This window comes from Paraburkholderia sp. TE9906, assembly GCF_056279605.1.
In genome coordinates this window covers 332,193-356,112 of the sequence record NZ_JBWCCT010000008.1, presented here as the reverse complement: position 1 = coordinate 356,112, position 23,920 = coordinate 332,193, and the positions used below count along the sequence as shown (strand labels likewise).

Sequence of the window (23,920 nt, the reverse complement as noted above, 5' to 3'; positions counted from 1 at the left end):
GGCCAATTCACGGACGTCACGCGCGCGCGTTAAGCTTGATCGCCGAGCGAAGCCTGCGGCCTGCCGTTGCGCAGTGCGCAAAGCCCACGCCGCCCGCTGCCCGCGCCGCTATCGAAAACCCTGTTGCAGCGCGCCAGTCCTGTACAATTCGCCCTGTTTTAACTGTTCCGTGCCTGAGCCTGCCGCCATGTCCGAGCTTCCCGACCTTTCGCAGATCGCGCCCACCCTGAAGGCTGAAATCCTGGCCGAGGCGCTGCCCTATATTCGCCAGTATCACGGCAAGACCGTGGTCATCAAATACGGCGGCAACGCCATGACCGAGGAACGCCTGAAGCAGGGCTTCGCGCGTGACGTGATTCTGCTGAAGCTGGTCGGCATCAATCCTGTGATCGTGCACGGCGGCGGTCCGCAAATCGACCAGGCGCTGAAGAAGATCGGCAAACAGGGCACGTTCATCCAGGGCATGCGCGTCACCGACGAAGAGACGATGGAAGTCGTCGAATGGGTGCTCGGCGGTGAAGTGCAGCAGGACATCGTCACGCTGATCAACCACTTCGGCGGCCACGCGGTCGGTCTGACCGGCAAGGACGGCGGCCTGATCCACGCACGCAAGATGCTGATGCCGGATCGCGATAACCCGGGCCAGTACGTTGACATCGGCCAGGTGGGCGAAGTCGAGGCGATCAACCCGGCGGTCGTGAAAGCGCTGCAGGACGACGCGTTCATTCCGGTGATTTCGCCGATCGGCTTCGGCGAAGACGGTCTGTCGTACAACATCAACGCCGATTTGGTCGCCGGCAAGCTGGCGGTCGTGCTGAACGCCGAAAAGCTCGTGATGATGACCAACATCCCCGGCGTGATGGATAAGGAAGGCAATCTGCTGACCGATCTGTCGGCCCGCGAAATCGACGGCCTGTTCGCCGACGGCACGATCTCCGGCGGCATGCTGCCGAAAATCTCGTCGGCGCTGGATGCGGCCAAGAGCGGCGTGCGCTCGGTGCACATCATCGACGGCCGCATCGAGCACTCGGTGCTGCTGGAGATTCTCACCGAACAGCCGTTCGGCACGATGATCCGCTCGCATTGACTCCTGCATCAAACCCGGCACACGCGGCGCGTCGCAACGGCGCGTCATGTGTGCCGTGCGGTTACGCGGCGAAGCCGGGCACGCTGCCCGGCCAATGCGCCCCGTCCGGCCCCCGCAACCGCCCACGAAACGCCTTCGTGGCGCCCCAGCCAGTACTCCCCTTCTCTCCCGCCGCCCGCTTCGCGAACACGCCACGTTCGCCGCGAGCAGCGACCGTCCGCGCCTGACCGGCGTTCTCCACCATGCGCACCCCCACTTCCCGCCGCCGCCGTCCGCATATCGCAGGCGGCAAGCCGGTTTGGCTGTTCGATCTCGACAACACGCTGCACCACGCCTCGCACGCCATCTTCCCGGCGATCAACCACGGCATGACGCAGTACATCATCGACGCGCTGCAAGTGGACATCGACGAAGCCAACCGTCTGCGCACCGGCTACACGCAGCGCTACGGCGCGGCGCTGCTCGGCCTGACGCGCCACCATCCGCTCGACCCGACCGACTTCCTGAAGGTCGTCCACACGTTCCCCGATCTCGGCTCGATGATCCGTCACGAACGCGGCATCGCGCGCCTCGTCGCGGCGCTGCCGGGCCGCAAGATCGTGCTGACCAACGCGCCTGAAGCGTATGCGCGCGCGGTGCTGGCCGAACTGCGCATCGAGCGTCTGTTCGAGCAGATGATCGCGATCGAGCACATGCGCGATCGCCGCCGCTGGCGCGCCAAGCCCGACCACGCGATGTTGCGCAAGGCCATGCGCGACGCCCACGTCTCGCTCAAGGATGCGATCCTCGTCGAAGACACGCGCTCGCATCTGAAGAACTATCGGCGTCTCGGCATCCGCACGGTATGGATCACCGGGCATCTGCCGCGCAAACCGCACGCGGACGGCGTGCCGACGCGTCTGCCGGGCACCGGCCGGCCGCATTATGTCGACCGGTGCATTCGTTCGTTAAAATCGCTACGACTGGGCAGCCGCTCGGTTCGATGGAAGGGACAGCAGCCGGGACGACAGCCATGCAGCCGATCGACAAACCTGACGAAGCCTTAGCCGAACACGAAGCCGCTGCGCCGGCCCATGCAGCGGCGGCCCAGCGCGCGCAGCGTCTGAAGCCCGGCGAGCGCCGCGTGCACATTCTGCAGACGCTCGCCGCGATGCTGGAGGCGCCGAAAAGCGAAAAGATCACCACGGCGGCGCTCGCCGCCCGGCTCGGCGTGTCGGAAGCCGCGCTGTACCGCCATTTCGCCAGCAAGGCGCAAATGTTCGAAGGGCTCATCGAGTTCATCGAGCAAACGCTCTTCGGCCTCATCAACCAGATCGCCGACAAGGAAAGCAATGGGGTGCTGCAAGCACGCGCCATCGCGTTGATGCTGCTCAATTTCCCCGCGAAGAACCCCGGCATGACGCGCGTGCTGACGTGCGAGGCGCTGGTCGGCGAGCATGAACGGTTGACCGAGCGCGTCAACCAGATGCTGGAGCGCGTCGAGGCGTCGCTGAAGCAGTGTTTGCGGCTGGCGCAGACGGAAGCGAATGCGCGCGCGAGCGAAGACGCGAACGGCGCCGCACACACCGCCGTCCCGCTGCCCGCCGGCTACGATCCCGCGATTCGTGCGAGCCTGCTGTTGAGCTACATCATCGGCCGCTGGCATCGTTACGTGCGCAGCGGTTTCGCCCGGATGCCCGCCGAACACGCCGACGCGCAACTGCTCCTGATCCTCCAGTAATCCGCGCGGCACGCACCGCGCGAGGGTGCGCCGGCGACGCTGTCGCACGAGATTTTCCGCTATACTTTGCGCCTGAACGCGGCCCTTCGATGCATCCTGAACCGCGGTCCGGAACACCCTGAACACTCATCACGCGCCGATTTGCTGACTCGATTGCGGGCGCGCGAACCACTGGAATACTCCCGCGGTTCACTATAAATGCGGCTAAAGAGGTCGTCAGCCGCGCACACAGTCTTTCCTCCGTGCTTCGCCGACGCCATCTAGCCGCCCTGTTTTTTTAATGGCGGAATGAATGGAATCGATCGGTATCGTCGCTCCCCAAACAATGCATTTCAGCGAGCCGCTGCAGTTGCAGAACGGCAGCTCGCTGGCCGGTTACGACCTGATGGTCGAGACCTACGGCACGCTCAACGCGGCGCGCAGCAATGCGGTGCTGGTGTGTCACGCGCTCAACGCGTCGCACCACGTGGCGGGCGTGTATGCGGACAATCCGAAAGACGTCGGCTGGTGGGACAACATGGTCGGGCCGGGCAAGCCGCTCGACACCGACAAGTTCTTCGTGATCGGCGTGAACAACCTCGGCTCGTGCTTCGGCTCGACCGGGCCGATGAGTATCGACCCGGCCACCGGCGCACCGTACGGCGCGACCTTTCCGGTCGTGACCGTCGAAGACTGGGTCAACGCCCAGGCGCGCGTCGCCGATCAGTTCGGCATCACGCGTTTCGCCGCGGTGATGGGCGGCAGCCTCGGCGGCATGCAGGCGCTCGCGTGGAGCATGATGTATCCGCAGCGTGTCGCGCATTGCATCGTGGTCGCGTCCACGCCGAAGCTGTCGGCGCAGAACATCGCGTTCAACGAGGTCGCGCGCTCGGCGATCCTGTCGGACCCGGACTTCCACGGCGGCAACTACTACGCGCACAACGTGAAGCCGAAGCGCGGCCTGCGCGTCGCGCGCATGATCGGCCACATCACGTATCTGTCGGACGACGACATGGCCGAGAAATTCGGCCGCTCGTTGCGCCGCGCGGAAGGCGCGCTGGACGCGTACAACTTCAACTTCGACGTCGAGTTCGAAGTGGAGTCGTACCTGCGCTACCAGGGCGACAAGTTCGCCGACTACTTCGACGCGAACACGTATCTGCTGATCACGCGCGCGCTCGACTACTTCGATCCCGCCAAAGCTTTCGAAGGTGATCTGACCAAAGCGGTCGCGCACACCACGGCGAAATATCTGATTGCGAGCTTCACGACCGACTGGCGTTTCGCGCCGGCCCGCTCGCGCGAGCTGGTGAAGGCGCTGCTCGACCACAAGCGCACGGTCACCTACGCGGAGATCGACGCGCCGCACGGCCACGACGCCTTCCTGCTCGACGACGCGCGCTATCACAACGTTATGCGCGCCTACTACGAACGTATTGCGAACGAGGTGAACGCATGAACCAGCGAGCACTCGATTACCTGGCGCTGCGCCCGGACTTCCGCGCGATCGCCCGCTGGGTCGAACCGCGCGCCACGGTGCTGGATCTCGGCTGCGGCGACGGCTCGCTGCTGTCGCTGCTGACCGAAGAACTCGACGTGCAGGGCTACGGCATCGAAATCAACGACGCGGGCGTGCTGGCGTCGACGCAAAACGGTGTCAACGTAATCCAGCAGAATCTGGAAGACGGCCTGCGCCTGTTCGAAGACGGCAGCTTCGACTTCGCGATTCTGTCGCAGACGCTGCAAACCATTCATCAGACCGCCGCGATCTTGCGCGAGACGGTGCGGGTGGGCAAGGAATGCATCGTGTCGTTTCCGAATTTCGGCTACTGGGCGCATCGGCTGTCGGTGCTGCAGGGGCGCATGCCGGTGTCGAAGTCGCTGCCTTATCAATGGCACAACACGCCGAACGTGCGGGTGCTGACCATCAAGGACTTCGAAGCGCTCGCGCCGGAAGTCGGCATCGAAATTCTCGACCGCGTGGTACTGCACGACGGGCAGACCGTGCGCTGGGGCGTGAACTGGCGTGGTAGTCTTGCGGTCTATCGCGTCAAGAAAAGCTAACGCAAGTTATCCACATGTCGAACCCGCCGCACGAGGCGCCTGCACTTAACGCTCACGAAGAACATCCCGGCTGGCGCGCGTTCCTGAATACGCGCATGCTGATCTGCGTCTTTCTCGGCTTTACGTCGGGCTTGCCGCTGTTCACGCTCGTCTATCTGGTGCAGGCATGGCTACGCTCCGAAGGCGTCAATCTGAAGGAAATCGGCCTCTTTGCGCTGATCCAGTTCCCGTACACCTGGAAATTCATCTGGGCACCGCTGATGGACCGCTACGTGCCGCGCTTTCCGGGCTGGCGTCCGGGCCGACGGCGCGGCTGGATGCTCGTCACGCAGATCCTGGTGGCCGGCGCCATCGCGGCGCTAGGCTTCGTGTCGCCGCGCGATTCGATCTGGACAGTGGCGGCTTTGACGGCGCTGGTCGCGTTTTTCGGCGCGAGCCAGGACATCGTGATCGACGCGTACCGGCGCGAGCTGCTGAGCGACACGCAGCAAGGCCTCGGCAATGCGGTGCATGTGAACGCCTACAAGATCGCGGCGCTGGTGCCCGGCTCGCTCGCGCTGATTCTGTCCGATCATTTGCCGTGGACCACCGTGTTCATCGTCACGGCGGCGTTCATGCTGCCGGGCATGGTCATGACGCTGGTGGTCAGCGAGCCCGAAGTGCACGGCAAGCCGCCGAAGAACCTGCGCGAAGCGATCGTGCAGCCGTTCCGGGAATTCATTCAGCGCGACGGCTGGCGCGGCGCGCTGTTTGTGCTCGGCTTCATCTTTCTGTACAAGCTCGGCGACACGATGGCGACCACGCTGTCCACGTCGTTCTTCCTCGACATCGGCTTTTCGCGCACCCAGATCGGTGTGATCGCGAAGACCACCGCGTTCGGTGCGAGTCTCGCGGGCGGCATCGTCGGCGGGATCTGGCTGATGAAGATCGGCATTGGCCGCGGCTTGTGGATCTTCGGCATCCTGCAGATGGTGTCGACGCTAGGCTTCGCGTGGCTCGCGCATCTCGGTCCGGCATCGCCGGGTCTCACGGAGATTTACAACATCGCGGTCTGGCTCAGCGAGGGGACGACGAAGCTGCTCGCGCTGGTGGGCATCGACTGGACTGTGCAGTTCGAGCCGCGCTCGGTCGCGCTCGCGCTGGTCTACGGCTTCGAAACGTTCACCACCGGTCTGACGATGGCGGCCTTCACCGCGTATATCGCCAGCACCACCGACCCGCGCTACACGGCCACGCAGTTCGCGCTCTTCACGAGCCTCGCGTCGGTGCCGCGCACGCTGGCGTCGGCGGCGAGCGGCTATGTGGTCGCGCAGATCGGCTGGTTCGACTACTTCATCGCGTGCACGGTGCTGGCGTTGCCCGGCATGCTGCTGCTGTTGCGCATCGCGCCGTGGAGGGCCCGCTCGTGAAGACGCAACGCTCGACGCGTGCGCGGCGTTTGCGCGCGATCTGGGTTCCGTCGCTCAAAGCGGGCCGCACGGTGCTGTATGCGGCCTGCGCGCTCGGCTGGGCAAGCGGCCTCACGTTGACCATGCCGTCGAACGCGTACGCGGCAAGCGCGCCGGCGGCCGGCGCCAGCGCGGCCACAGCAGCCGCACCGGTCTCAGCGGCGGGCCCGGCAACCGCGCCGACGGCAAAGTCTGCGGCGGTTGCGGCAAGCGCCGAGAACTCAACCTCGGCGGCGCCGGCCGCGAACAACGCGGCGAGCGGCCCGAACACCGGCAGCACGCCCGCCGCCACCGCACCGACCTCCGCAGCGCCGCCGGCTCAACCGCCCGTCACCGCGAAAACGCCTGCGGCGACTTCCGCGCCGCCCGCGTCGCCGCTCTCGTACACCCCGAACACCCAGTTGCGCTTCGGCGGCTACATGGTGTTCCGCAACCTGATTCCGTCGCCGATGCTCGAGGCACAAGCCGCCGAAGAGTTCGGCCAGATCGCGTACGGCGCCGAGCACGCCAACCGCCTGTACGGCGACACCGATGCGCACGTCACGCGCGTGCGGTCGATCGTCGACAGGATGATTCCCTACTCGCTGAAATGGAACGAGCGGGCCAAAAACTGGAAGTGGGATGTGGCGGTGGTGCGCTCGCCCGATATCCGCATGTACTGTCTGCCGGGCGGCAAGATCGTCGTCTACGGTGGGCTGCTCGACCGCGTGCGTCTGAGCGACAACGAACTCGGCATGCTGATCGGCCACGAGATCGCGCACGCGCTGCGCGAGCATGCACGCGAACGGCTTGGCCAGCTCCAGGCGAGCCAGCTCGATTCGACCGGCACGATCCCGCAGCTATTCGGGCTGGCCGACCTCGGTGCCGCGCCGCTCGGCATCGGCTCGCGCCTGCTGGAAATGAAGTACGAGAGCACCGACGAAACCGAAGCCGACGTGATCGGCAGCGACATCGCCTCACGCGCCGGTTTCGATCCGCGCGCGGCGGTGACGCTGTGGGACAACCTCGCGCAAGCCACGCGCGGAGATCGCGAGCGGGGCTTCATCTACGTGCACCCGTACACGCCGGCGCGTCGTCAGGACATCATCAAGCGCTTGCCGGACATGCTGCCGCTCTATGCGAAAGCGATCGGCAAGAGCGTGGACGCGCTGCCGGATTACGCGGGCATGGGCCGTCCGCGCCGCAAGCCGATCCGCGATTGACAGACCGGTATTGAGCGACGCGGGCGAGGAGGTGCTTACTTCTTGACCTTGTGATCGTAGTCGACCGTCAGCGGCGCATGGTCGCTGAACTTGATATCGCGGAACACGTCGGTGCGCTTCGCCTTGCCGGCGATGCCCGGCGTCGCGATCTGATAATCGATCCGCCACCCGACGTTCTTCGCATACGCCTGACCGCGATTGCTCCACCACGTGTACTGCTCCGGCCGCTGGTCGAGCGTGCGGAACACGTCGACGTAACCCACTTCGTCGAACAGTCTGGTCAGCCACGCGCGTTCTTCCGGAAGACAACCCGAATTCTTCTGGTTGCTCTTCCAGTTCTTGATGTCGATTTCCTTGTGGACGATGTTCACGTCGCCGCACACGATCACTTCGCGTTCCTTCGCGAGTTCGGCGAGATGCGGCATGAACTCGTCCATGAAGCGGTACTTGGCCTGCTGGCGTTCGTCGCCGCTCGAGCCCGACGGCACATACACCGAAATCACCGACAGCTTGCCGAAACGCAGTTCGACGTAGCGCCCTTCCGGATCGAACTCCTCGCTGCCGAAGCCGATTACCACTTCGTCCGGTTCGTGACGCGTGTACACGCCCGCGCCGCTATAGCCCTTCTTCACCGCGTGCTGAAAATAGCCGGTGAAATCGTGCGGCGCCATGAATTCCGGCGTCATGTCGTCCTGCGAGCATTTGATTTCCTGCACGCACAAGACATCGGCGTTCTGCTCGCCGAACCATTCGAAAAAGCCTTTCTTTGCCGCGGAGCGGATGCCGTTCAGGTTGGCGGTAATCACACGCAACATGTCGTTCCTTTATGTTCGATTCGTTTCTGGAGCCAAGGGGCACAGCCGGTCTCACTCGACCTTGATGCCCTTCAGCGATTCTTTGGGAGGCGGGTATTCGAGCTTCAGCGCATTGAGCGCGCGCAACAGCAACTCGGCGACCATTACGTTGCGATGCGTCTTCGAGTCGGCGGGAATGACGTACCACGGCGCGTAGTCGGTCGACGTCGCGGCCAGCGCGTCGCGATACGCCGACTGATACGCGTCCCACTGCTTGCGCGCGTCGAGATCGGCCACGTCGAATTTCCAGTGCTTGCTCGGGTCGTCGATACGCGCCTGCAAACGCTCGCGCTGCTCGTCTTTCGAGATGTGCAGCATGCACTTGACGATAGTCGTGCCGCTATACGCAAGCATCTCCTCGAACTGGCGAATGTGGCAGCAGCGTTGCTCGAACGCCTGCTCATCCAGTTCGCCGCGTACGGTGGGCACTAGCAGGTCTTCGTAGTGACTGCGGTTGAAGATCGTCAGCTCGCCGGCGGCGGGCGCCTGCGCGTGCACGCGCCAGAGAAAATCGTGCGCCAGTTCCACCGGCGTCGGCGCCTTGAACGGCACGATGCGCAAACCGAGCGGATCGACGTCGTGAAACACCGCGCGGATCGTGCCGTCCTTGCCGCTCGTGTCCATGCCTTGCAGCACCAGCAACACGCGACGCTTCTGCTGCGCGTGCAGGCACTCCTGCTGGATCTCGAGCTGCGTACCGATCTCGGCGAGCCGCTCACGGTCCGCATCTTTCGAGCCGGTTGAAAATGGCTTCGCAGCCGTATCGAAATCGCCGAGCGAGAATCTGGATTTTTTCTTGACGTCGTCGAAATACGGCACGCGGAAATCGTCGAGTTCGGGTTGCTTCGCCATCCACACACTCCGTGATCTGTGTTCAGCGGTTCGGAAAAACGAGCCAGCAAAATGAAACGGGCCGTTGCCCCACTTTCGTTTCCGGCAACAGCCCGTGATGGTCCGGGCGAAAACGCCCAGACCGCGCTTCATCAACTCAGGACAGCTTTTTCTTCAGCAGTTCGTTCACCTGCGCCGGATTGGCCTTGCCCTTGGTCGCCTTCATCGCCTGACCGATCAGCGCGTTGAACGCCTTTTCTTTGCCGGCGCGGAATTCCTCGACCGACTTCTGGTTCGCGGCGAGCACTTCGTCGATGATCGCTTCCAGCGCGCCGGTATCCGAAATCTGCTTGAGGCCCTTCGCTTCGATGATGCGGTCGGCGGCGGCTTCGTCGGTGGCCTTCTCGTCCCAGATCGCGAGGAAAATTTCCTTCGCGATCTTGTTCGAGATCGTGCCGTCGGCAATGCGTTGCAGCAGCATCGCGAGTTGCGCGGACGACACCGGCGACGCGTCGATCTCCAGCCCTTCGCGATTCAGTTGCGACGACACTTCGCCCATCAGCCAGTTCGCCGCAACCTTCGCGTTGGCCGGGCCGACCTTGACGACGACCGCTTCGTAGTACGCGGCCATCGCCTTGCTCGACGTCAGCACGTTGGCGTCGTAGGGCGTGAGGCCGTATTGCGACACGAAGCGCTGCTGGATCGCTTCCGGCAGTTCCGGCATCTCGCCCTTCACGCGCTCGACCCACGCCGCATCGATCACGAGCGGCATCAGATCGGGGTCGGGGAAATAGCGGTAATCGTGCGCGTCTTCCTTGCTGCGCATCGAGCGCGTTTCGCGCTTGTCCGGATCGTACAGACGCGTTTCCTGCACCACGGTGCCGCCGTCTTCGATCAACTCGATCTGACGGCGCACTTCGTACTGGATCGCTTCTTCGAGGAAGCGGAACGAGTTCAGGTTCTTGATCTCGGCGCGTGTGCCGAATTCCGCCTGACCGACTGGCCGTACCGACACGTTCGCGTCGCAACGGAACGAGCCTTCCTGCATGTTGCCGTCGCAGATGCCGAGCCACGTGACGAGCGTGTGCAGCGTCTTCGCGTAGGCCACCGCTTCGGCCGCGCTGCGCATTTCCGGCTCGGTGACGATTTCCAGCAGCGGCGTGCCCGCGCGATTCAGGTCGATGCCGGTCATGCCCGCGAAGTCTTCGTGCAGCGACTTGCCCGCGTCCTCTTCGAGGTGAGCGCGAGTGAGGTTCACGACCTTCTCGTACCCTTCCTTGCCCGCCTTCTCATTGGCAGGCACCTGAATCGTCACCTGGCCGCCCTGCACCACGGGGATTTCGTACTGGCTGATCTGATAGCCCTTCGGCAGATCAGGATAGAAGTAATTCTTGCGCGCGAAGATGCTGCGCGGCGCCACCGTCGCGCCGATCGCGAGACCGAACTCGATTGCGCGCTCGACCGCGCCGCGGTTCATCACCGGCAGCGTGCCCGGCAAGGCGAGATCGACGGGGCAAGCCTGCGTGTTCGGCGCCGCGCCGAATTGCGTGGCGGCGCCAGAGAAAATTTTCGATTGAGTCGACAGTTGCGCGTGGGTCTCCAGACCGATCACGACTTCCCATTGTTTGGTCATGGTGCTCACACTCCTGCCGGTGCTTGGCGGTGCCAGTCGGTCGCGCGCTGGAACGCGTCGGCCACTTGCAGCATCCGGGCTTCGTTGAAATAGTTGCCGATGATCTGCAGGCCCACCGGACGCTGCGCATTCGCGCCCGCGCCGAAGCCGCACGGCACGCTCATGCCCGGCAAACCGGCGAGGCTCACCGACAGCGTGTAGATGTCGGCCAGATACATCTGCACCGGATCGTCGCCCTTCGCGCCGAGATCCCACGCCACCGACGGCGCGACCGGCCCCATGATCACGTCGCACTGCTTGAACGCTTCCTGGAAGTCCTGGGCGATGATGCGGCGGATTTTCTGCGCCTGCAGGTAGTATGCGTCGTAGTAGCCATGCGACAGTACGTACGCACCGACCATGATGCGGCGCTTCACTTCCGGCCCGAAACCTTCGGCGCGCGACTTCTTGTACATGTCTAGCAGATCGCGGTATTCAGCGGCGCGATGGCCGAAGCGCACGCCGTCGAAACGGGACAGATTCGACGAAGCCTCGGCCGGCGCGATCACGTAGTACACCGGAATCGACAGTTCGGTTTTCGGCAGCGAAACGTCGACCAGCGTGGCGCCAAGCGCTTCGTATTGCTTCAATGCCGCGTCGATCGACGCGCGCACGTCGTCGGCCAGACCCGCACCGAAATATTCCTTCGGCAGACCGATGCGCAGGCCGGCGAGCGACTTGTCCGCGCCGTTGTCCTGCCACGGCTTGCCGAGGTAACGCGTGTAGTCTTCGTCGTCGCGCACGAGGCTCGTGGAATCGCGCTCGTCGAAGCCGGCCATCGCGTTGAGCAGCGTCGCGCAGTCCGCGGCGCTCTTCGCCATCGGGCCGCCCTGATCCAGCGACGACGCAAACGCGATCATCCCGTAGCGCGACACGCGGCCATACGTCGGCTTGATGCCGGTGATGCCGGAGAACGACGCCGGCTGACGGATCGAGCCGCCGGTGTCGGTGCCGGTCGCGGCGGGCGCGAGACGCGCGGCCACCGCCGCCGCCGAGCCGCCCGACGAACCGCCGGGCACCGATTTAGGGTCCCACGGATTCTGCACGGGGCCGAAGTACGAATTCTCGTTGGACGAGCCCATCGCGAACTCGTCCATGTTGGTCTTGCCCACGCACACCATGCCGGCGTTTTGCAGACGCGCGACCACCGTGGCATCGAACGGGCTTTCGTAGTTCGCCAGCATCTTCGAGCCGGCGGTGGAGCGCCAGCCCTTGGTGACGAACACGTCCTTGTGCGCGATCGGCAGGCCCACCAGCGGGCCGGCATGGCCGGTGTGGAGCAGCGCGTCGGCGGCTTTCGCCTGCGCGAGCGTCAATTCGTGATCGACCTGGATGAACGCGTTCAGGCCAGTGGCCGCGTCGATCCGCTTCAGGTACAGCTGCGCCAGTTCGACTGCGGAGCATTCCTTGGCCGCCAGTGCGGCGCGCAGTTCGGTCAGACTTTTTTCATGCATTGCGTTTTATCCTGGAAAGCGCGGCAGCGCGGTCACGCTGCCGTGGAGGCGTCCGGCTGCCCGCCGGCAAACCGGGCCGAGGAGGCCGGCGGTGGCGCACACGCGCGCCGCTCGTGCGGGGCGGCATGCCGCAGGCTGGCAAGCCACGCCGGGCTTGCTGCGCGGGTCTTACTCGATCACCTTCGGCACGAGGTACAAGCCGTCCTGCACGGCCGGCGCCGGGCGCTGGAAGGCTTCGCGTTCGACCGTCTCGGTCACGACGTCGTTGCGCAGGCGCAGCGCGACGTCTTCGATCTGCTCGATCGGGTGGGCAAGCGGGGCGATGCCGGTGGTATCGACCGCCTGCATCTGCTCGACAAGGCCGAAAAAATCATTGAGCTGGGCCCGCGTGTGCTCAGCGTCGGCGTCGGCCAGTTCGAGCCGCGCGAGATGCGCGATCCGTTTAACATCGGTCAGGGTCAGAGCCATGCAGTCACCGGAAATTGTGGTGGACCATCGCAGCGCTAAAAAAACGACACTGCAACAGCAAGTTATGAGGCAATAGGACAACCCCGAAAAAGGGGGTCGGCGGAGGCAAAAAGTGCCCTCCGTTTCCTTCAAAACATCCAAAATTATAAGGTATCATTACGCGTTCGACCCAAACCCGGACCGACTTACCAAGTCCTTTCTGAACAATTCCCAAAGAACGTTCGGATTTTTCTGATTTGGCTTTGCAACGGCCTCCGGTAGACTCCCTCGCAGTTTCAAGTTCAAGTGGCGCAGTGTCCGCCCGGTTGAAGCTGTTATTTTTCCGCTGCCGCCCTACGCAAACGTTGCGAGGCCCGGCCCCCAGCGAGACAGGATTTTGAATGTTCGGTTTTCTTCGCAGCTACTTCTCCAACGATCTGGCGATTGACCTCGGCACCGCCAATACGCTCATCTACATGCGTGGCAAGGGCATCGTGCTGGACGAACCGTCGGTGGTCTCGATCCGCCAGGAAGGCGGTCCCAACGGCAAGAAGACCATCCAGGCAGTCGGTAAGGAAGCCAAGCAGATGCTCGGCAAGGTGCCGGGCAACATCGAGGCGATCCGCCCGATGAAAGACGGCGTGATCGCCGACTTCACCGTCACCGAGCAGATGATCAAGCAGTTCATCAAGACCGCTCACGAATCGCGCATGTTCTCGCCGTCGCCGCGCATCATCATCTGCGTGCCGTGCGGTTCGACCCAGGTCGAGCGCCGCGCGATCAAGGAAGCGGCGCACGGCGCGGGCGCGTCGCAGGTTTATCTCATCGAAGAACCGATGGCGGCCGCAATCGGCGCCGGCCTGCCGGTGTCGGAAGCGACCGGCTCGATGGTCGTCGACATCGGCGGCGGCACGACGGAAGTCGGCGTGATCTCGCTCGGCGGCATCGTGTACAAGGGCTCGGTGCGCGTGGGCGGCGACAAGTTCGACGAAGCGATCGTCAACTACATCCGCCGCAACTACGGCATGCTGATCGGCGAGCAAACCGCCGAAGCGATCAAGAAGGAAATCGGCTCCGCGTTCCCCGGTTCCGAAGTCAAGGAAATGGAAGTAAAGGGCCGCAATCTGTCGGAAGGCATTCCGCGCAGCTTCACGATTTCCAGCAACGAAATTCTCGAAGCCCTCACCGATCCGCTGAACCAGATCGTGTCGTCGGTGAAGATCGCGCTGGAACAAACGCCGCCGGAACTCGGCGCCGACATCGCCGAACGCGGCATGATGCTCACGGGCGGTGGCGCATTGCTGCGCGATCTGGACCGCCTGCTCGCCGAAGAAACCGGCCTGCCGGTGCTCGTCGCCGAAGACCCGCTGACCTGCGTCGTACGCGGCTCGGGCATGGCGCTCGAACGCATGGACAAGCTCGGCAGCATCTTCTCGTACGAGTAAGCGAGCGCCTCTCCATGTCAGTAGCGCGGATCTGGCACACGGCCCCTTGCGGGCCGGTTTGTGTTTATCACCGGCTGGGCCGACCAGCCGCCGCGCGCTGAGCGCGCGTCCGTCGCGCGCCGCCGTCTCACCCAACTGTTCACGCCCCCGGCGCCGACCATGGAATACAGTCCGCCGCCCCTGTTCAAGCAAGGCCCTTCCGCACTGGCACGACTGCTGTTTTTCGTCGTGCTGGCGCTGGCCCTGCTGATCTCCGATGCACGCTTCCAGACGCTCGAAATCGTTCGCGGCGTGCTCGGCGCGGGTCTCTATCCGTTGCAGCGCGCGGCTCTGGTGCCGCGCGACATCTTCATGGGCGCCGCCGATCTGGCCGTGACCAGCGCCACACTGCGCAGCGAGAACGACAAGCTGCACACGAAAGACCTGCAGCTTTCTCAGAAAGCCAATACCGCCGCCGAACTCGCCGCCGAAAACGCCCATTTGCGTGCGCTGCTGCAACTGTCGCAGCGCGCGACCACGCAATCGCTGCCTGCAGAAATCCAGTACGACACGCGCGATCCGTTCACGCAGAAGGTGGTCATCGGGCGCGGCGCGCAACAGGGCATCCAGAACGGTTCGCCGGTCGTCAACGAAGACGGCGTGATCGGTCAGGTGACGCGCGTGTTCCCGCTGCAAGCCGAAGTCACGCTGCTCACCGACAAGGATCAGGCGGTGCCCGTGCAGATCGTGCGCACCGGCTTGCGCAGCGTGATCTACGGCACGCCGAAGGGCGACACGCTCGACCTGCGCTTCGTGCCGATCAGCGCCGACGTTCAAACCGGCGACGAACTCGTCACCAGTGGGCTCGACGGTGTATATCCGCCGGGACTGCCGGTCGCGAAGGTCGTGCGGGTCGACAAACAGGCCGACACGGCGTTCGCGCGCGTGGTCTGCGTGCCGGTCGCGCCGGTGCGCGGTGCGCGTCAACTGCTCGTCCTGCACTACGTCAACGACGTGCCGCCGCGCCCGCCCGAAGAACCCGACGCGGCCGCCGCCGCGAAGGAAGCGAAGAAGAAGGCCGGCAAATCGGCGGACGGCAAGGGCGCAGCGGATAAATCCGCCGCCAGGCCGGCAGAAAAGGCTGCGGCCGAGCAAGCCGTAACCGGGAAACCCGCCGACAAAGCGCCGGCCAAACCGGCCGCCGCGGAGAAGAAGTCCGCCGCCGAGAAAAAACCGGTCCCCGAGAAGAGCGCAAAGCCACAAGCTGCGTCGGGAGCCAAGCCATGAACCGTCCGCAATACATCCTGCAGCCGGTCAATCCGTACTTCATCGCGTTCAGCCTCGCTGCGGCGTTCCTGCTGAACCTGATGCCGTGGGGGCGCCTCGTCGGCGTGCCGGACTTCGTCGCGCTCGTGCTGCTGTTCTGGAACGTGCACCAGCCGCGCAAAGTCGGCATGGGCATCGCGTTTTTCCTCGGTTTGCTGATGGACGTGCACAACGCCAGCCTGCTCGGCGAGCACGCGCTGGCGTACACGCTGTTGTCGTACGGGGCAATCACGATCCACCGGCGCGTGCTGTGGATGTCGCTCGGCGTGCAGACCTTCGCGGTGATGCCGCTGCTGGTCGTCGCGCAGCTGGTGCCGTTCGTGATCCGTTTGCTGACGGGCGCGGCGTTTCCGGGCTGGGGTTACCTGATCGACGGTTTCGTCGAAGCCGCGCTGTGGCCGATCGCCAGCGTGCTGTTGTTGATGCCGCAACGCCGCCCGGCCGATCCGGACGATACGCGGCCCATTTGATCCCGCATCGGGCCCGCCGGCCGTTCCGTTCCGATGGAACTCATCCGCCCGGCCCGCCCGACGCGCATCGCTGTTCATGCCCTCCGGTTCCGGCCGGATCAGGCGCACACTCATGATGGCCGTCGTCCGGCCTTTTGCAGAATCGCATGACCGAATTCAAGGACACTCAGCAACAGCTCTCGAAGTTCCGCCTGCGCGTCGCGGCGGCGGGCCTGTTCGTGTTCGTCTGTTTCGGGCTGATCGGCTTCCGCTTCCTGTTCCTGCAGGTCTGGCACTACAGCAAATATTCGCTGCAGGCCGATGAGAACCGCATTTCCGTCGCGCCGATCGTGCCGAACCGCGGCATCATCACGGATCGCAACGGCGTGGTGCTGGCCAAGAACTACTCGGCCTATACGCTCGAAATCACGCCGTCGAAGCTGAACGACTCGCTCGAAAACGTGATCGACAGTCTGGCCACGGTGGTCTCGATCGATGCCCGTGACCGGCGCCGCTTCAAGAAGCTGCAGGAAGATTCGAAGAACTTCGAAAGCCTGCCGATCCGCACCCGCCTGACCGACGACGAAGTCGCGCGCTTCACCGCGCAGCGCTTCCGTTTCCCCGGCGTCGAAGTGCGCGCGCGCCTGTTCCGCCAATACCCGCTCGGGGCGACCGCGGCGCACGTGATCGGCTACATCGGCCGGATTTCGCAGCGCGACCAGGACCGTATCGACGACGCCAGCGACCAGAACAACAGCGATCCGGACCACTACGATCCGCGGCTGGACGCGAACAACTACAAGGGCACCGACTACATCGGCAAGATCGGCGTCGAGCAGAGTTACGAAACGGAACTGCACGGCCAGACCGGTTTCGAGGAAGTGGAAGTGACGGCCGGCGGCCGGCCGGTGCGCACGCTGTCGCGCACCCAGGCGACGCCCGGCAACAACCTCGTGCTGTCGCTCGATATCGGCCTGCAGCAAGTCGCCGAGCAGGCGTTCGCCGGACGCCGCGGCGCGCTGGTCGCGATCGAACCGGCAACCGGCGACGTGCTCGCGTTCGTGTCGGCGCCGAGCTTCGACCCGAATTCCTTCGTCGACGGCATCGACCAGCAAACCTGGGACGAGCTGAATAACTCGCCGGACCATCCGCTCCTGAACCGGCCGCTGCACGGCACCTACCCGCCGGGTTCGACCTACAAGCCGTTCATGGCGCTCGCCGCGCTGACGCTGCACAAGCGCACGCCGGGCTGGGGTTTCCAGGATCCGGGCTCGTACACGTTCGGCGGTCACACGTTCCGCAACGACGTGCGCTCGGGCCAGGGCTGGGTCGACATGAACCGCGCGATCGTCGTGTCGAACGACACGTATTTCTACATGCTCGCGCACGATCTCGGCGTCAACAATATCGCCAACTTCATGAAGCCGTGGGGTTTCGGTCAGATCACCGGCATCGACATCTCGGGCGAAGCGCGCGGCATCCTGCCGTCGACGGAATGGAAGCGCAAGGCGTACCGCAAGCCCGAACAGCAACGCTGGTATGAAGGCGAAACGATCAGTCTGGGCATCGGTCAGGGCTACAACTCGTTCACCATTCTGCAGCTCGCTCACGCCACCGCGACGCTCGCAAACAACGGCGTCGTGATGAAGCCGCACCTCGTGCGCGACATCGAAAACCCGATCACGAAGGACACCCGCGCCGTGGTGCGCGATCCGAGCGACAAGATCGCGGTGAAGCAGTCGGACATCGACATCATCAAGCGCGCAATGGAAGGCGTCGTGACCAACGGTACGGCGTCCAAACTGTTCATCGGCGCGCAGTACCAGGCGGCCGGCAAGACGGGCACGGCGCAGGTCTATTCGCTGCAGGGCGCGAACTACAAAGGTCACGCGATCGCCGAGCATCTGCGCGACCACGCGCTGTTCATCGCGTTCGCTCCAGCCGAGCAACCGAAGATCGCGCTCGCACTGATCGTCGAAAACGGCGGTTGGGGTGCGGAGTCGGCGGGTCCGATTGCGCGCAAGGTGCTCGATTACTACCTGGTCGGCAAGAACAAGCCGGGTGCCGAGGCGGCGGCCGTCGCAGCGGCGGCGTCGGCGACCGAGGACGCGTCCGCGCCGCAGGTCGGCGATGCGCCGACACCGCAGGAAGGCGCGCAGCCAGTCAAAATCGCCGCGGGCTTCACCGCGTTGCCGATGCCCGGAGCGGCTTCGGCAGCAGCAGCGGCCTCTGCGGCTGCGGCGTCTTCCGCTGCCGCGAATGCCGCGTCCGCGCCGGCAGCGGCCTCCGCCGCAGCGGTGGCAGGTGCGTCGGCGGCGGTGCCCGCCTCCGCGTCCGGCGCCGCCGCAAAGAAACCAGCGCCGCGTAAATCCGGCGCTCCGCATCAACCCCGTCCTGCCAGCGACCCGACGCCGACCGCCGTAACGCGCCCCGCCCCGTCGCGGGATGACGCCGCCGAGGCCACGTCGCCACGCCAGCCGGTTACCGGCGGCATCGACGAGTAAGGAGAAAGGCATGCAATTCGACAAGCGCGCCTGGCTCGAGCGCATCAAGAAGATGTTCGCGGGCTTCGACCGCCCGCTCGCCCTGATCGTGTTTCTGCTGTTGTGCGTCGGCATCGTCACGCTGTACAGCGCGAGTCTGGACGTCCCCGGCCGCGTGGAAGACCAGTTGCGCAACATCCTGCTGACGTTCGTGCTGATGTGGGGGCTCGCCAATGTGCCGCCCACCACGCTGATGCGCTTCGCGGTCCCGCTCTATACGTTCGGAATCGCGTTACTGGTCGCGGTGGCGATGTTCGGCCTCACGCGCAAGGGCGCGAAGCGCTGGATCAATGTCGGCGTGGTGATCCAGCCGTCGGAAATCCTGAAGATCGCCACACCGCTGATGCTCGCCTGGTACTACCAGCGCCGCGAGGGCGTGATGCGCTGGTACGACTATCTGGTGGGTCTTCTGATCCTCGCGGTGCCGGTTGGTCTGATCGCCAAGCAGCCCGATCTGGGAACGGCCGTGCTGGTGTTCGCGGCAGGCTTCTTCGTGATTTACTTCGCGGGCCTGAGCTTCAAACTGATCGTGCCGGTGCTGATTGCCGGCGTGATCGCGGTCGCTTCGATTGCGGCGTTTCAGGACAAGATCTGCCAGCCCGAGGTGCAGTGGCCGCTGATGCACGACTATCAGAAGCACCGCATCTGTACCCTGCTCGATCCGACCTCCGATCCGCTCGGCAAGGGCTTCCACACCATTCAGGCGGTGATCGCGATCGGCTCGGGCGGACCGCTCGGCAAAGGCTGGTTGAAGGGCACGCAAGCGCATCTGGAGTTCATCCCCGAGAAGCACACCGACTTCATCTTTGCGGTTTTCTCCGAAGAGTTCGGCCTGGCCGGCGGGGTCGTGTTGCTCACGCTTTACATGCTGTTGATCGCGCGCGGGCTGTATATCGCGGCTAACGGCGCGACATTGTTCGGGCGGCTACTGGCCGGATCGTTGACGATGGCCTTCTTCACTTACGCGTTCGTCAATATCGGCATGGTGAGCGGGATCTTGCCGGTGGTGGGCGTGCCGTTGCCGTTCATGAGCTATGGCGGCACCGCGCTGACGACGCTGGGGGTCGCGATCGGCCTCATCATGAGCGTCGCGCGCCAGAAGCGGTTGATGCAGAGTTAGCGCGGCGCGGGAGGCCGCGCGGCGATGGTCGAAGATTGACGCTGGCTGGAGCGGAGCAGGCCTGAACGAAGAATCAAAACGCTCAAGGGGCGCACCGTTCACGGGAGCGCCCCTTTTCATTTACTGCGGTTTCACTTCCTTCTGATCCCGCAACTGCGCGCTGAGCTGCTGATACTTCAGACGCGCCGCCGGATCGCCCTGCGCTGCCGCTGCCGCATAGTAGGCGCGCGCGACGTTCAGATTCTTGTCCACGCCGTCGCCGCCGCGCTCGTAGAACGAGCCGGTCACGTATTGCGCGGTCATGTCGCCGCCCTGCGCCGCCTTCTTGTACCAGACGAACGCCTGCTTGTTGTCGCGCTCGGTGCCGCGCCCGTCGAGAAACTGATTGGCCAGCGCGAGTTCCGCCTGCACGTGGCCCTGTTGCGCGGCCTTCAGAAACCAGCGGTGCGCCTCGACCGGATCGCGCCCGACGAACTCGCCATCGTCGTACATCTTGCCGTACACGTATTGCGCATGCGACATGTTGGCGTCGGCGGCCTTGCGCAGCCACTTTTTGCCTTCGTCGACATTGACCGGGGTGCCTTCACCGTTGAGCAGCATCATCGCGTAATTGAATTCGGCGAGCCGGCTGCCGCGCTCGGCAGCCTTGCGAAACTCGGCCAGCGCCGCGCTCAGGTTGCCGGCGTTGTAGTCGGCCACCGCGGTTTGCGTCTCCGGATCGTTCGACTTCGCGACCCGGTCCTGCGCATAGGCGGTACCGCTCGCCACGCCGCTCACCAGCAACACCGCCACGACCACCGTCCGCACGACGACTCCCTGCACCCTGCACTTCATGACCTCACCTCCTGCAACGCCTGACGGGTTGCGCGCAACATCCACATAACGTCGGCGGCCAGCGCGACGAAACGAAAACCCGCATCGCGATGCTGCTTCGCGCTCGCGACGTCCATCGCGAAAATGCCGGCCGCGATGCCGGCTTTGTCAGCGGCGCTGACGATCCGCGCCATTGCCGCCTGCACGTCGGCATGCTTCGAATCGCCGAGATGGCCGAGGCTCGCGGCCAGATCGGCCGGTCCGACAAACAGGCAGTCGACACCCGGCGTCGCCGCGATCTTCTCGACCTCCTGCAAGCCGCGCGCCGACTCGATCTGCACGATGGTCGCGATCTGCGCGTTGGCCGTCTGCACGTAGTCGCGCCGCATGCCGTAACCCGACGCGCGCACCACCCCGGCGACGCCGCGCTGGCCGTCGAGCGCCTCGGCGGTCGGATATTGCGTGAGACGCACGGCGTGAGCCGCGTCGTCGGGGGATTCGATGTTGGGGAACATCAGCGTGCGAGCACCGGCATCCAGCACGCGCTTGACGAGCCAGCCCTCGCTGGCGGGCACGCGCACCACCGGCTCGCTCGGCAGATGCGCGGCGGCGATCGCGCGCAGTTGCGAAGCGACGTCGCCGCTATCGTTCGGCGCGTGCTCCATGTCGATCAGCAGCCAGTCGAAACCGGCGTGCGCGAGCGCTTCGGCGGCGGCGTCGCTGCCGAGCGACAGCCACAGGCCGAACAGCGGATCGGCTTCCGCCAGACGTTGCTTGAGGGGATTGGTGAAGGTGCTCATCGCCGTGCTCCGTGATGGCGATCGCATGGATCGCCTGAAACGCGGGAAAGCAGGCCGGCCTCGTGGGCCCGGCAAGAACAAAGACAATGGCGCAGGCCGGTTCGGCCTGGATGCCTGCTGCGACGCAATGCGGTGACCGGCATGTCTCGCTCCGTGTGATTATCGGAGCGATCATACCGTGTCAATAACGCGGGGGTCAGGCCACTTTCTATGGGGCGCGCAGCCGCGCCTTGCGGTCTAGTCGCGGACCACGTCGGCCCAGCAATTCGGCGTCTCGTACAGACGCACCTTGTGCAGGCGCAGATTCACGCCGTAGTGCGCGTCGTACACGTTCGCGAGAATATCGAACGCGACAGCGGCGAGGTTTTCCACGGTTGGGATGCGGTCGAGCACCACCGTCTTGTGGCCTGCCATGCTCTCCAGAAAGCCGCGCACCTGGGTGTCGCCTTCGTAGACGAGGAACGCGTGATCCCACTTGTCGACCAGATGCTCGACGGCCAGCGATTTCACGTCGGCGAAGTCCATCACCATGCCGCGATCGGGCGCGCCTTCGGTGTCGACCAGATCGCCTTGCAGCGTGATTTCGAGCACATAGCGATGGCCGTGCAGATTACGGCACTGGCTGCGGTGATCGGGGATGCGGTGACCCGCGTCGAATTCGAGTTTTCGTGTAATCGTCAGCACGGCAAATCAGGGAATGTTCAGATACTTGTGGGTCTGCATCGACAGGCGCCATTGCGGATGGCGTTTGCACCAGTCGATCGCGAGCTTGGTGTTGATGTCGCGCGACGGACCGTCCATCGGCTGGACGAGGAAATACTCGAAGTCGAGCTTCGCATACTCGGACAGGCGCTGGTTGTCCTGCGGGATCACGACCTTCAGTTCGTTACCTTTGGTCACGACGAGCGGCGCGTCGGCCTTCGGGCTCACGCAGATCCAGTCGATCGTGTCGAGCACCGGCAACGAACCGTTGGTTTCGATCGCGATCTCAAAGCCCGCGGCATGCAGCGCGTCGACCAGCGGCTGATCGATCTGCAGCATCGGCTCGCCGCCCGTGCAGACCACGAAACGCTCGCCCTCGCCTTGCGGCCATTGCGACGCGATCATCTGCACCAGGTCTTCGGCGATGCGGTACTTGCCGCCGTTCTCGCCATCGGTGCCGACGAAGTCGGTATCGCAGAAACGGCACACGGCTTGCGCACGATCTTCCTCGCGACCCGACCACAGATTGCAGCCGGCAAACCGGCAGAACACGGCCGGACGCCCGGCATTCGCGCCCTCGCCCTGCAACGTGTAGAAGATTTCCTTGACCGCGTAAGTCATGCTGCTTTCTGCCTTGTGTTCCTGAAAATGATGGCCTGCGTTGTGCTGCTTCGTCGTGTGCCGTGCGCCGCTTGTCAGAGCGGCGGCTCGGTGACGTTTTCGCCGGCCAGGTAGGCTTCATAGCCGCGCTTGCGCAAGCGGCATGCCGGACATTCGCCGCAGCCGAAGCCCCACGCATGCAGTTCGGCGCGTTCGCCGACGTAACAGGTGTGCGTTTCGATGCGCACCAGTTCGACCAGTTCGTCGCCGCCCAGCTCGCGGGCGAGACGCCACGTGTCGGCCTTGTCGAGCCACATCAGCGGCGTTTCGAGCAGCATGCGCGTGTCCATGCCGAGATTCAGCGCAACCTGCAGCGCCTTCATCGTGTCGTCGCGGCAATCGGGATAGCCCGAGAAGTCCGTCTCGCACATTCCGCCGACCAGCACCTGCAAACCGCGCCGATAAGCAATCGCCGCCGCGATGGTCATGAACATCAGATTGCGGCCCGGCACGAACGTGTTCGGCAAACCGTTGGCCATGGCTTCGATTTCGATCTCGCGTGTCATCGCGGTATCGCTGATCGAGCCGAGCACCGACAGATCGATCATATGGTCTTCGCCGAGCCGCTCGGCCCACGCCGGAAACGCTCGCGCGACACCCTGACGGAATCCTTCGCGACAATCGAGTTCGACGCGATGACGCTGACCGTAATCGAAGCCGAGCGTTTCGACCGTCTCGTAACGATCGAGCGCCCAGGCAAGGCACGTGGCGGAATCCTGGCCGCCGGAAAACAGCACGAGAGCGCTACGCTTAGCGTCTTTGCGGATCACCGTGAAACTCCGTGAATGATGAGTGCCGCGTCGCGCTGCGCGAGGTGCGCCATGCGAGCAACGCGGCGCGACGCGTGCCGGCACTGCTGCCGGCCCAAAGCAGTATAGGCCGCGCCTTCTGCAGGCAGAGTCGCTGGGCGCTTATACCGTTAATCGTCGGGCGAAGGGTTCGGTGCGGATGGCGGCCTGTGCCGCGCGGCATCCGGGCGCGACGCAGGTGACACATTTGCCTGCGCGCAAGTCCTTGAACTGGCGCGATTTTATCACGCGACGCCGAATGCCGCCGAGCGCGCCTTGGCGCAGCCGTACGCGCAAGCCGAAGCCACGAATGCCCGTCAGAAAAGGAAAAGCCCCAGGAATCTTGCGATTTCCTGGGGCTGAATCCTGGTGGCCTGGGACGGAATCGAACCATCGACACGCGGATTTTCAATCCGCTGCTCTACCAACTGAGCTACCGGGCCAACGAAGAACGAAATGATATCAAGGGGTATTCAGTCTGACAAGCCCCTTCGTGAAAAAATCTGTCGAGGCGGAAGCAACGGGTGAAGCGGCGCG

At 64.4% G+C, this 23,920-nt stretch carries 22 protein-coding genes and 1 tRNA gene; 12 read left to right on the top strand and 11 right to left on the bottom strand.

Features of this window, described 5'->3' with window-relative positions; genetic code table 11:
- Nucleotides 1-187 precede the first annotated feature (187 nt).
- From argB to ACZ9H4_RS23495, 7 genes are all read left to right on the top strand, one after another.
- Entirely contained in the window at nt 188-1,087 is a 900-nt protein-coding gene (gene argB / locus ACZ9H4_RS23525) for an acetylglutamate kinase (RefSeq protein WP_007179687.1), read from the top strand.
- A gap of 242 nt (nt 1,088-1,329) precedes the next feature.
- Nucleotides 1,330-2,133 carry a pyrimidine 5'-nucleotidase gene (locus ACZ9H4_RS23520; RefSeq protein WP_476121134.1) on the top strand — a complete coding sequence of 268 codons (804 nt, stop codon included), beginning with the start codon at nt 1,330-1,332 and terminating at the stop codon, nt 2,131-2,133.
- Complete coding sequence (gene slmA / locus ACZ9H4_RS23515; protein ID WP_408155941.1) at nt 2,100-2,807, top strand: nucleoid occlusion factor SlmA; 708 nt, start codon at nt 2,100-2,102, stop codon at nt 2,805-2,807. Before ACZ9H4_RS23520 ends, slmA begins: the two co-directional genes overlap by 34 nt.
- A 292-nt stretch (nt 2,808-3,099) precedes the next feature.
- Nucleotides 3,100-4,245 carry a homoserine O-succinyltransferase MetX gene (gene metX, locus ACZ9H4_RS23510; protein WP_476121131.1) on the top strand — a complete coding sequence of 382 codons (1,146 nt, stop codon included), beginning with the start codon at nt 3,100-3,102 and terminating at the stop codon, nt 4,243-4,245.
- The gene (metW, locus tag ACZ9H4_RS23505; RefSeq protein WP_408139724.1) at nt 4,242-4,850 is read left to right on the top strand and encodes a methionine biosynthesis protein MetW; all 609 of its coding nucleotides are present in this window, start codon (nt 4,242-4,244) and stop codon (nt 4,848-4,850) included. The genes metX and metW overlap by 4 nt, the downstream gene beginning before the upstream one ends.
- Before the next feature lie 14 nt (nt 4,851-4,864).
- Nucleotides 4,865-6,259, top strand: coding sequence for an AmpG family muropeptide MFS transporter (locus ACZ9H4_RS23500; protein WP_408139726.1), 1,395 nt, complete (start codon nt 4,865-4,867; stop codon nt 6,257-6,259).
- Entirely contained in the window at nt 6,256-7,500 is a 1,245-nt protein-coding gene (locus ACZ9H4_RS23495; RefSeq protein ID WP_476121128.1) for a M48 family metallopeptidase, read from the top strand. Before ACZ9H4_RS23500 ends, ACZ9H4_RS23495 begins: the two co-directional genes overlap by 4 nt.
- A gap of 35 nt (nt 7,501-7,535) precedes the next feature.
- On the opposite strand, the gene ACZ9H4_RS23490 is transcribed toward ACZ9H4_RS23495, so the two are convergent.
- From ACZ9H4_RS23490 to gatC, 5 genes are all read right to left on the bottom strand, one after another.
- Nucleotides 7,536-8,315: an exodeoxyribonuclease III gene (locus tag ACZ9H4_RS23490; RefSeq protein WP_408139730.1), complete on the bottom strand. Its 780-nt coding sequence runs from the start codon at nt 8,313-8,315 to the stop codon at nt 7,536-7,538.
- A gap of 51 nt (nt 8,316-8,366) precedes the next feature.
- Nucleotides 8,367-9,206, bottom strand: coding sequence for a PPK2 family polyphosphate kinase (locus tag ACZ9H4_RS23485; RefSeq protein ID WP_408139732.1), 840 nt, complete (start codon nt 9,204-9,206; stop codon nt 8,367-8,369).
- 136 nt (nt 9,207-9,342) lie between these two features.
- Nucleotides 9,343-10,818, bottom strand: a complete 1,476-nt coding sequence (gene gatB / locus ACZ9H4_RS23480) for an Asp-tRNA(Asn)/Glu-tRNA(Gln) amidotransferase subunit GatB (RefSeq protein WP_476121125.1) — start codon at nt 10,816-10,818, stop codon at nt 9,343-9,345.
- A 5-nt stretch (nt 10,819-10,823) separates the two neighbouring features.
- Nucleotides 10,824-12,311 carry an Asp-tRNA(Asn)/Glu-tRNA(Gln) amidotransferase subunit GatA gene (gene gatA, locus ACZ9H4_RS23475; RefSeq protein WP_476121123.1) on the bottom strand — a complete coding sequence of 496 codons (1,488 nt, stop codon included), beginning with the start codon at nt 12,309-12,311 and terminating at the stop codon, nt 10,824-10,826.
- A gap of 168 nt (nt 12,312-12,479) precedes the next feature.
- Nucleotides 12,480-12,779 carry an Asp-tRNA(Asn)/Glu-tRNA(Gln) amidotransferase subunit GatC gene (gene gatC, locus ACZ9H4_RS23470; protein ID WP_167042139.1) on the bottom strand — a complete coding sequence of 100 codons (300 nt, stop codon included), beginning with the start codon at nt 12,777-12,779 and terminating at the stop codon, nt 12,480-12,482.
- Nucleotides 12,780-13,159: 380 nt separating this feature from the next.
- On the opposite strand from gatC, the gene ACZ9H4_RS23465 reads away from it, so the two are divergent.
- From ACZ9H4_RS23465 to rodA, 5 genes are all read left to right on the top strand, one after another.
- On the top strand, nt 13,160-14,203 hold the full coding sequence (locus ACZ9H4_RS23465; RefSeq protein ID WP_004189550.1) for a rod shape-determining protein: 1,044 nt from the start codon (nt 13,160-13,162) through the stop codon (nt 14,201-14,203).
- A 159-nt stretch (nt 14,204-14,362) separates the two neighbouring features.
- On the top strand, nt 14,363-15,469 hold the full coding sequence (gene mreC, locus ACZ9H4_RS23460; RefSeq protein ID WP_408155953.1) for a rod shape-determining protein MreC: 1,107 nt from the start codon (nt 14,363-14,365) through the stop codon (nt 15,467-15,469).
- Nucleotides 15,466-15,978, top strand: coding sequence for a rod shape-determining protein MreD (gene mreD, locus ACZ9H4_RS23455; RefSeq protein ID WP_121316258.1), 513 nt, complete (start codon nt 15,466-15,468; stop codon nt 15,976-15,978). The genes mreC and mreD overlap by 4 nt, the downstream gene beginning before the upstream one ends.
- Before the next feature lie 146 nt (nt 15,979-16,124).
- Nucleotides 16,125-18,461, top strand: coding sequence for a penicillin-binding protein 2 (gene mrdA, locus ACZ9H4_RS23450; protein ID WP_408139739.1), 2,337 nt, complete (start codon nt 16,125-16,127; stop codon nt 18,459-18,461).
- Nucleotides 18,462-18,471: 10 nt separating this feature from the next.
- Nucleotides 18,472-19,620, top strand: a complete 1,149-nt coding sequence (gene rodA / locus ACZ9H4_RS23445) for a rod shape-determining protein RodA (protein WP_408139740.1) — start codon at nt 18,472-18,474, stop codon at nt 19,618-19,620.
- 120 nt (nt 19,621-19,740) lie between these two features.
- On the opposite strand, the gene ACZ9H4_RS23440 is transcribed toward rodA, so the two are convergent.
- The 6 genes from ACZ9H4_RS23440 to ACZ9H4_RS23415 form a co-directional block, all read right to left on the bottom strand.
- Nucleotides 19,741-20,454, bottom strand: coding sequence for a tetratricopeptide repeat protein (locus ACZ9H4_RS23440; protein ID WP_408323136.1), 714 nt, complete (start codon nt 20,452-20,454; stop codon nt 19,741-19,743).
- Entirely contained in the window at nt 20,451-21,233 is a 783-nt protein-coding gene (locus ACZ9H4_RS23435) for an HpcH/HpaI aldolase family protein (RefSeq protein WP_408139742.1), read from the bottom strand. Before ACZ9H4_RS23435 ends, ACZ9H4_RS23440 begins: the two co-directional genes overlap by 4 nt.
- Before the next feature lie 237 nt (nt 21,234-21,470).
- On the bottom strand, nt 21,471-21,914 hold the full coding sequence (queD, locus tag ACZ9H4_RS23430) for a 6-carboxytetrahydropterin synthase QueD (protein WP_330869617.1): 444 nt from the start codon (nt 21,912-21,914) through the stop codon (nt 21,471-21,473).
- Nucleotides 21,915-21,923: 9 nt separating this feature from the next.
- On the bottom strand, nt 21,924-22,556 hold the full coding sequence (gene queE / locus ACZ9H4_RS23425; protein WP_408323137.1) for a 7-carboxy-7-deazaguanine synthase: 633 nt from the start codon (nt 22,554-22,556) through the stop codon (nt 21,924-21,926).
- A gap of 74 nt (nt 22,557-22,630) precedes the next feature.
- Complete coding sequence (gene queC, locus ACZ9H4_RS23420; RefSeq protein ID WP_408139746.1) at nt 22,631-23,365, bottom strand: 7-cyano-7-deazaguanine synthase QueC; 735 nt, start codon at nt 23,363-23,365, stop codon at nt 22,631-22,633.
- 385 nt (nt 23,366-23,750) lie between these two features.
- Nucleotides 23,751-23,826 (bottom strand) — tRNA-Phe (locus ACZ9H4_RS23415).
- Nucleotides 23,827-23,920 lie beyond the last annotated feature (94 nt).